Source organism: Flavobacterium sp. UBA4854 (assembly GCF_002399805.1).
In the GTDB taxonomy this organism is placed as follows: Bacteria; Bacteroidota; Bacteroidia; order Flavobacteriales; family Flavobacteriaceae; genus Flavobacterium; species Flavobacterium ginsengisoli.
This window is the reverse complement of sequence record NZ_DHEI01000083.1, coordinates 79,731-88,153: the sequence shown is the minus strand read 5'-3', so window position 1 is coordinate 88,153 and position 8,423 is coordinate 79,731. Positions and strand designations below refer to the sequence as shown.

Below are 8,423 nucleotides of genomic sequence, written 5' to 3'. Positions count from 1 at the left end.
CGAGGAAAAGTATTGCCAGTTGGGGGTATTAAAGAAAAAATCTTAGCAGCAAAAAGAGCAGGAATTAAAGAAATTATTCTTTGTCATGAAAACAAAAGCGATATCGATGAAATCAAAGCAGAATACTTAGAAGGTTTGAGTTTTCACTATGTTAAAGAAATGAGCGAAGTTTTAGCTTTAGCTTTGACAGATCAAAAAGTGAAAAATGCTAAAGAATTAAAATAAAAATCTTTTAGTTAGATATAAGATTCCAAATTCCAATTTAACGATTGGGATTTGGAATTTTTTTATTTGACTTTAATTTAAGTGTTATATAATTTTATATTTGCACTTGCGTTATTCCCATATAGTGCGCCACTAACAAAATGCTCAAAAAAGTTGTTTTATTTTTTCTAATCTTAATCTGTTCGTGTTCTTTCGGACAAGTTGGAGGGCGCTACACTTATCAATTTTTAAACTTAACTACTTCGCCAAGACAAGCGGCATTAGGAGGAGACATTATTACAATATATGATGATGATGTTAATCAGGCCATGTCAAATCCTGCTCTTATTAACGCAGACATGGATAATCATTTGGCATTAAACTACGGAAGTTATTATGGTGAAGCCTCTTATGGCACAGGATCATATGCTTATACTTACGACAGGCATCTTCAGACTTTTTACGCAGGAGTAACTTATGTGAACTATGGCACATTTGAAGGATATGACGAAAACGGCCAGGCAACTTCGAATTTTACAGGAAGTGAAGGTGCTTTATCGCTTGGATACGCATACAATGTTCCTTTTACAGATCTATACATTGGCGCAAGTGCTAAGCTTATCACTTCATCTTTAGAAACCTATAATTCAATAGGAGGTGCGGTCGATTTGGGATTTTTATATGTAGATGAAAGGAACGATTTGAATTTTGCTCTTGTATTTAGAAATATGGGAACTCAGTTTACTACTTATTCAGGGATTAAGGAAAATCTTCCGTTTGAAATTGTTGCAGGTATTTCGCAAGAATTAGAACATGTGCCTATTCGTTGGCATCTTTCAGTAGAAAATATACAGCAATGGAATATCTCTTTTTCAAATCCTGTTCGTGGAGAAACTAATATCGACGGATCTACAAGCCCAGAGAAAGTCTCTTTTGTAAACAACGCTTTAAGACACGTAGCTTTTGGAGTTGAGCTTTTTCCTAAAAAAGCATTCAATTTTCGTGTAGGTTATAATTTTAGAAGAGGTGAAGAATTGCGTGTAGAAGAACAGCGTAACTTTTCAGGAGTTTCATTAGGGTTTGGTTTGAGAATGAATAAACTGAAATTTAATTACTCTTATTCAAGATATACATTAGCAGCAAATACAAGTCTTTTTGGTTTAACCTTAAATTTTCAATAATGGCTTTTGTTTGATTATTTATTGATCAAAAAACAAATAATTTTAATACTTCATATCCAGATAAAGATGGCTACATTTGCAGTAACTTTGATGCCGAAATCTCTATTATTGCGATAAAGTAGTCATAAAAAGAATAAAAATTAAAAAATAAAAAATTGAAAAAAATTACCATTGCTATCGACGGATTTTCATCTACAGGAAAAAGCACGCTTGCAAAACAATTGGCAAAAGAATTAGAATATGTATATGTAGATACAGGTGCGATGTACCGTGCTGTAGCTTATTTTGCAATGCAACATACTTTAATTGGAGCTGATTTTTTCAAGAAAGAAGCTTTGATTGAGGCTTTATCTGGCATTAAATTAGAATTTAAGTTTAATTCGGATTTAGGTTTTGCAGAAATGTATTTAAATGGTGAAAACGTAGAGAAACAAATTCGAACTATTGAAGTTTCTAATTTTGTTAGTAAAGTGGCAGCCGTTTCAGAAGTTCGTACTAAATTAGTAGAACAACAGCAAGAAATGGGAGCCAATAAAGCTATTGTAATGGATGGAAGAGATATTGGAACAGTAGTTTTTCCAAACGCAGAATTGAAAATTTTTATGACCGCAAGTGCCGAAACACGCGCACAAAGACGTTTTGATGAATTGCAGCAAAAGGGAGACAATGTTTCTTATGAAGAAGTTTTGAAAAACGTAGTTGAAAGAGATCATATGGATACACACCGTGAAGATTCTCCTTTAGTAATCGCAGATGATGCAATTGAGATTGATAATTCTTACTTAAATAAAGAAGAGCAATTTGCCGCAGTTCTAGAATTAGTGAATGATGTTGTTAAAACAGCATAATTTTTTGCAGATATTATTTTAAATGGTAGTTTTACCGCTTCATTTTTACAAAAGAACAAATTTATCATATGGGGATTAAAAATAGATTGATTTTAATGAGCTTTCTTCAATTTTTTGTTTGGGGAGCCTGGCTTATAACAATTGGAAATTATTGGTTTGGCACAAAAGCGTGGGAAGGAACTCAATTCGGGCTCGTTTTTGGAACCATGGGAATCGCTTCTCTTTTTATGCCTACACTTACAGGTATTATTGCCGATAGATGGATTAATGCCGAAAAATTATACGGTGCTCTACATATTCTTTACGCGGTAGTTCTATTCGGAATTGCGCAAGTTACTACACCAGATACTTTTATTATTGTAATGCTTTTGGCAATGTGCTGTTATATGCCAACAATCGCTTTAAGTAATTCGATATCTTATACTTCACTTAAATTAAACAATAAAAACATTGTAAAAGATTTTCCACCAATTCGTGTTTGGGGAACTATCGGATTTATTGTTGCCATGTGGATTACCAATTTAAGCGGAAGTAAGGCTACTGAATATCAATTTTATATTGCTGGAGTTGGAGCTTTAATTCTTGGAATTTACGCTTTTACTTTGCCAAAATGTGAACCACAGCGTTTGATTAAAGAAAATGCAACTTGGATAGAAACTTTTGGTTTAGAGTCTTTTAAATTGTTTGCAAACTATAAAATGGCTTTGTTTTTTGTGTTTTCTATGTTTTTAGGAGGAGCACTTCAGTTGACAAATGCTTATGGAGATGTGTTTTTGGATGAGTTTAAGCACTTCCCAAAATATGCCGATTCTTTTGTAATTCAATATTCAACTATTATTATGTCAATTTCTCAGGTTTCTGAGACATTGTTTATTCTTGCAATCCCATTTTTCTTGAGACGTTTTGGAATCAAACAAGTGATGCTGATTAGTATGCTAGCTTGGGTTCTGCGTTTCGGATTATTTGCTTTTGGAGACCCTGTAAATGGTTTGTGGATGATTATCCTTTCTTGTATCGTTTACGGAATGGCATTTGATTTCTTCAATATTTCAGGTTCTTTATTCGTAGAAAGCAATACCGATTCTAAAATTCGTTCTTCTGCACAAGGTTTATTTATGATGATGACCAATGGAGTAGGAGCTGTTTTGGGAAGTTTAACTTCTGGTTGGGCAATTGATCGTTTCTTTACAAAATCGTTTGCTAATATAACAGAATTAGCTGGTTTTTTACAAACAGATCCCGCTAATGAAAAAATGGCTGAATTTGTAAAAAGTCAAGGGAATTCAATTTCTACAGATGGAGTTTTTACAAATCCAGTTCTAATGAAAGACTGGCACACTATCTGGCTTTCGTTTGCGCTTTATGCTTTGGTGATTGCGATTGCTTTTGCTGTTTTGTTTAAGCACAAACATGACCCAAAAGAGATAGAAAATTTAAGTCATTAATATTTTAGACCTATAAAAAAATCCCGTTTTCGATTTATTGAAAACGGGATTTTTTTCTTTATGTGTATATTTGAAATAATATTCTTAATTTTTAATATGCACCATCAGCAAAAAAAAATACTTCCTTCTTTTAGACCTGTTAGTTCAAAACCAATGCTTTTCTTAAATGCAGTTTTTGGTTTGTTTTGGGTATTCTGTTCACTTTTCTTTTTGGGAGGAATTGTTTTTTTATCAATAAATTCTCGTGAAGAAACTGGACTGGATGAAAAAGGAACTCTTGCCTTATTTTGTATATTCTCTCTAATTATTTTAGCGATAATAGCCTTGATATTATATTCTAGAAAAAAGATGTATACATCAATTATAATTGACGAAAAAGGAATCCGCTATTTGAATGCGTTCAATAACAAAGTTAGAAAAGAAATTTGCTGGAGTAATTTTGCAAAAAGAGAAAAAGTCACCTATATATTAGAGCCTCCAAAATTTGATGTTTCTTATATTCGACAATCAAAATCTTTTTTTGACCAGTTTTTCTGGCCGGTTTTAATAAATAATAAAATAGAAATTCATAGTGAAATGTTTTTAGGTAAACATTTTTTTGCAATGCTCTATACTAATCGATTAGAATTGATTAGAACTTTTTTACTTGGATTGGCACATTACAGACCAGATATTACTGTAAATCCGGAAATTTTTAGTAATCATTATATTGATAAGGAAAGTTATACTATTGATTATAATCAACGCAGAAAAATTGGAATTATAGCAGGATTAGTTTGTGCCTTGATTTTTACAATTATATATTTTTTGGTTTTCTAAACAGTAAACAGTCTTTTAGTATTACAATTTTTTCAATATTTTAGTGTTTTTAATGTCTATGACCATCCAAACAAAAAATCTTCCTCCATTTAATTCAGTAACTTCCAGTCCGTCTAAAATCAAAAATTATGGTTTAGGTTTTCTAATGTTGGTTTCTTTTCTATTGGTTTTAGGGGTTTTCTTTTTTATTTTGTTTTTTCTGCCTTTAGAACAAAATATGATTTATATATGCATTTTATTGATTCTTCCTATAATTCTTCAAGTCATTTACTTAAGAAAAACGATGAAGCATACCACTACGATTATTGATAATCGCGGTATTCATTATGTAAATAAATTTAATCACAAAATTGAAAATACAATATCATGGAATAGTTTTGAACAGAGCGATAAATTTAAAGGAAAAATAACAGGAATAAATTCCTCATCTGATTCAGATCTTTTGCGATATGATGTTTTTGCAAAAATGGTTGGAAGCGGTAAATATAGTCACGAAGCGTTTTTCTGGTTCGTTTCGGAAAACGGAGATATAAAAGCTCACAAAGAAACATTTTCTGGGAATCATATTTTTAGTATGCTTTATTCAAACAAACTTGAATTAGTAAGAGGTTTGTTGTTAGGATTATCGCACTTTAGACCTGACTTAAAAATTCATCCTAAAGCTTTTAGTATGTATTATATAAATCCTGATAGTTTTGCCGTAGAATATGAAAAAAGAAAAGAAGATATTAATTCAGCTCTTTTTATAATGGCACTTGTTATTATAATTACAATGTTTGTAATGCTTTTTGTTTTCTTTTAAATTTAATATCTCTTATATTTAATATAAACGCTGTAGGTTTTTGAAATCTACAGCGTTTATTTTTTATTTAATTTTTCCTGAAAAGAAAACTTTTTTTGCACTTGGAAAACTTAATTTTAATTCAATTTTGCAGGTTTTAAAAAATAGTATTATTCTTGCAATTTCTTTTAATAATAAAGTTTAATTGGTTTAATATTTGACTTTTGTCTTATAACTCATTTAAAAAAAAATATAAATTATTTACTGTTTTATGGATAAATATTATAAACCATCAGGGAGGTTTTCATTAATTTTTCTCATCTATTTTTTGTTAGTTAGTGTTATAGCATTTCCAATATTAGGATTAATATATGCTTATTTCATTTGGTACATTCCATTTATATACATTAACTTTTTTATTACAATAGGCTTTGGGTTTCTCATTGGTTTTTTCATTTCTATAATTGTTATTAAAAAAGGAAAAGTAAGGAATCCGCTTTTGGGATTTATTATTGGATTGGTTGGGGCTTTTTTGGCGTTATATTTTCACTGGGCCATCTGGATAGATTTAGTAATTAATGCTGGAGAGAGTTATGGTTCAAACAGAATAGGGATTACAGTAAGCAACATTCAGTTTTTACAGGTTTTTTCATTGATATTTCGACCAGATCTGGTTTTTGAATATATAAATCAAGTTAATGGATATGGCACATGGGGTATTCGCGGAGCGACAGTCAGCGGCACATTTCTGTGGATAATTTGGGCGATAGAATTTATTATAGTTGTTACAATTTCCGGGTTTCTTCCATATTTAGAAGCAAAGAAGCCTTTTTCTGAATCTAATAATTCATGGTATGAAGAAATTATTCTGCCTCCATTTAACCATATTGAAAACAAACAGCAGATAATAACAGATGTACTAGCAGGTAATCGTGATATTTTTGATTTATTAAATAAAAATGTTGACAGTGAGAAAGATAGTCATAGTGTATTTACACTTTATAAATCCAAATCAGGAAAAAACTATTTGTCGATAGATAATAAGATATCAAAAATAGATAATAAAGGCAATATTAAATTTGATAGTAATCAAGTTGTCGAATATATAGCAGTTAGCAGTGAGTTGTCAAGATTATTGCTGAATAAATAATAAGTTGCTTATCTGTTTGTAATTACAAAAAAATGTATTAATTTTGCAGTCCTTTTGGCAGAGAAGAGTTTCCATTAGGAATCAACCATTTATGTAAAACAACTTCTGTATTTTCTATCGCATAGAGAAACTCGAGAAAAACAGAATACAAATTTTTTTATCAGCATGTCTGAACAAACAAAATCACAAGAAGAGTTTTTAGCAAATTTTAACTGGCACAACTTCCAAGAAGGAATCGATGCAGTAGATGAAAAAAACTTGCAAGAGTTTGAAGAACTAGTATCAAAAACTTTCATCGCTACAGATCAAGAAGAAGTAGTTGAAGGAGTTGTAGTTAGAATTACAGATAGAGACGTTATCGTTGATATCAATGCTAAATCTGAAGGTGTTATTTCTTTAAACGAATTTCGTTACAACCCAAATTTAAAAGTAGGTGACAAAGTAGAAGTATTAATTGACATCCGTGAGGACAAAACAGGTCAATTAGTATTATCTCACAGAAAAGCACGTACTATCAAATCTTGGGATAGAGTTATTGCGGCTAATGAAACTGGAGAAATCGTTAACGGTTTTGTTAAATGTAGAACTAAAGGAGGTATGATTGTTGACGTATTCGGTATCGAAGCGTTCTTACCTGGATCTCAAATTGACGTTAAGCCAATTAGAGACTACGATGTATATGTAAACAAAATGATGGAATTCAAAGTGGTAAAAATCAACCACGAATTCAAAAACGTAGTTGTATCTCATAAAGCTCTTATCGAGGCTGATATTGAAGTACAGAAAAAAGAGATCATCGGTCAATTACAAAAAGGACAAGTATTAGAAGGTGTTGTTAAAAACATTACTTCTTATGGTGTGTTCATTGACTTAGGTGGTGTTGACGGATTAATTCACATTACTGACCTTTCTTGGAGCAGAATCAACCACCCAAGTGAAGTTCTTGAATTAGACCAAAAATTAAACGTTGTAATCCTTGATTTCGATGATGAGAAAACAAGAATTCAATTAGGATTGAAACAATTAAACGCTCACCCATGGGATGCTTTAGATGCTAACTTAACTGTTGGTGACAAAGTTAAAGGTAAAGTAGTTGTAATCGCTGATTACGGTGCATTTATCGAAGTTGCTGAAGGTGTTGAAGGTTTAATCCACGTTTCTGAAATGTCATGGTCAACTCACTTACGTTCTGCTCAGGACTTCGTGAAAGTTGGAGATGTTGTTGAAGCAGTTATCTTAACTCTTGACAGAGACGATCGTAAGATGTCATTAGGTATCAAACAATTGTCTCAAGATCCATGGACTGACATTACTTCTAAATACCCAGTAGGTTCTAAACATACAGGTATCGTTAGAAACTTTACAAACTTTGGTATTTTCGTAGAATTAGAAGAAGGAATTGATGGATTAATCTACATTTCTGACCTTTCTTGGACTAAGAAAATTAAACACCCATCTGAGTTTGTAAACGTTGGTGAAAAACTTGATGTTGTAGTATTAGAATTAGATGTTGAAGGACGTAAATTATCTTTAGGTCACAAACAAACTACTGCTAATCCTTGGGATCAATACGAAGATTCTTTCGCTGTAGGAACTATCCACAACGGTGAGATTTCTGAAATCGTTGACAAAGGAGCTACTGTAGAATTCGGAGATGATATCGTTGCTTTCATTCCTACTCGTCACCTTGAAAAAGAAGACGGAAAGAAATTGAAAAAAGGTGATACAGCTGATTTCAAAGTAATTGAATTCAACAAAGAATTCAAAAGAGTAGTTGCTTCTCACACTGCTATCTTCAGAGAAGAAGAAGAGAAAAACGTGAAAGCTGCAACTGAAAATACTTCATCTAACTCTACTACAAATGCACCAGCTGCAACTTTAGGAGATAACAATGATGTATTAGCTGCATTAAAAGCTAAAATGGAAAAAACTGAGAAAAAATAATTCTTAGTTTTTTATAAATAGAAAGTCCCACAGCAATGTGGGACTTTTTTT

8 protein-coding genes are annotated in these 8,423 nt (G+C 31.6%); all 8 read left to right on the top strand.

Annotated features, from left to right (window positions below; all coding sequences use genetic code 11):
• On the top strand, positions 1–225 hold a 225-nt coding region (locus B3J44_RS11850; RefSeq protein WP_286968622.1), incomplete at its 5' end, for a S16 family serine protease.
• A gap of 140 nt (positions 226–365) precedes the next feature.
• Positions 366–1,385 carry a type IX secretion system protein PorQ gene (gene porQ / locus B3J44_RS11845; protein WP_286968621.1) on the top strand — a complete coding sequence of 340 codons (1,020 nt, stop codon included), beginning with the start codon at positions 366–368 and terminating at the stop codon, positions 1,383–1,385.
• A gap of 155 nt (positions 1,386–1,540) precedes the next feature.
• Positions 1,541–2,233, top strand: a complete 693-nt coding sequence (gene cmk / locus B3J44_RS11840; protein WP_286968620.1) for a (d)CMP kinase — start codon at positions 1,541–1,543, stop codon at positions 2,231–2,233.
• Between the two features lie 68 nt (positions 2,234–2,301).
• A complete protein-coding gene (locus B3J44_RS11835; protein WP_286968619.1) occupies positions 2,302–3,678 on the top strand; it encodes a nucleoside permease in 1,377 nt (458 codons plus the stop codon).
• A 210-nt stretch (positions 3,679–3,888) separates the two neighbouring features.
• Positions 3,889–4,497: a hypothetical protein gene (locus B3J44_RS11830; protein WP_286968618.1), complete on the top strand. Its 609-nt coding sequence runs from the start codon at positions 3,889–3,891 to the stop codon at positions 4,495–4,497.
• 58 nt (positions 4,498–4,555) lie between these two features.
• On the top strand, positions 4,556–5,299 hold the full coding sequence (locus B3J44_RS11825; RefSeq protein ID WP_286968617.1) for a hypothetical protein: 744 nt from the start codon (positions 4,556–4,558) through the stop codon (positions 5,297–5,299).
• A 250-nt stretch (positions 5,300–5,549) separates the two neighbouring features.
• The gene (locus B3J44_RS11820; protein ID WP_286968616.1) at positions 5,550–6,428 is read left to right on the top strand and encodes a hypothetical protein; all 879 of its coding nucleotides are present in this window, start codon (positions 5,550–5,552) and stop codon (positions 6,426–6,428) included.
• Positions 6,429–6,593: 165 nt separating this feature from the next.
• Positions 6,594–8,372, top strand: coding sequence for a 30S ribosomal protein S1 (gene rpsA / locus B3J44_RS11815; protein WP_198855558.1), 1,779 nt, complete (start codon positions 6,594–6,596; stop codon positions 8,370–8,372).
• Positions 8,373–8,423: the final 51 nt, after the last annotated feature.

Bases quoted from the DNA above. Each gene is read 5' to 3' on its own strand.
- porQ (WP_286968621.1), top strand. From the start codon at position 366: ATGCTCAAAAAAGTTGTTTTATTTTTTCTAATCTTAATCTGTTCGTGT.
- B3J44_RS11825 (WP_286968617.1), top strand. From the start codon at position 4,556: ATGACCATCCAAACAAAAAATCTTCCTCCATTTAATTCAGTAACTTCC.
- B3J44_RS11835 (WP_286968619.1), top strand. From the start codon at position 2,302: ATGGGGATTAAAAATAGATTGATTTTAATGAGCTTTCTTCAATTTTTT.
- rpsA (WP_198855558.1), top strand. From the start codon at position 6,594: ATGTCTGAACAAACAAAATCACAAGAAGAGTTTTTAGCAAATTTTAAC.
- B3J44_RS11820 (WP_286968616.1), top strand. From the start codon at position 5,550: ATGGATAAATATTATAAACCATCAGGGAGGTTTTCATTAATTTTTCTC.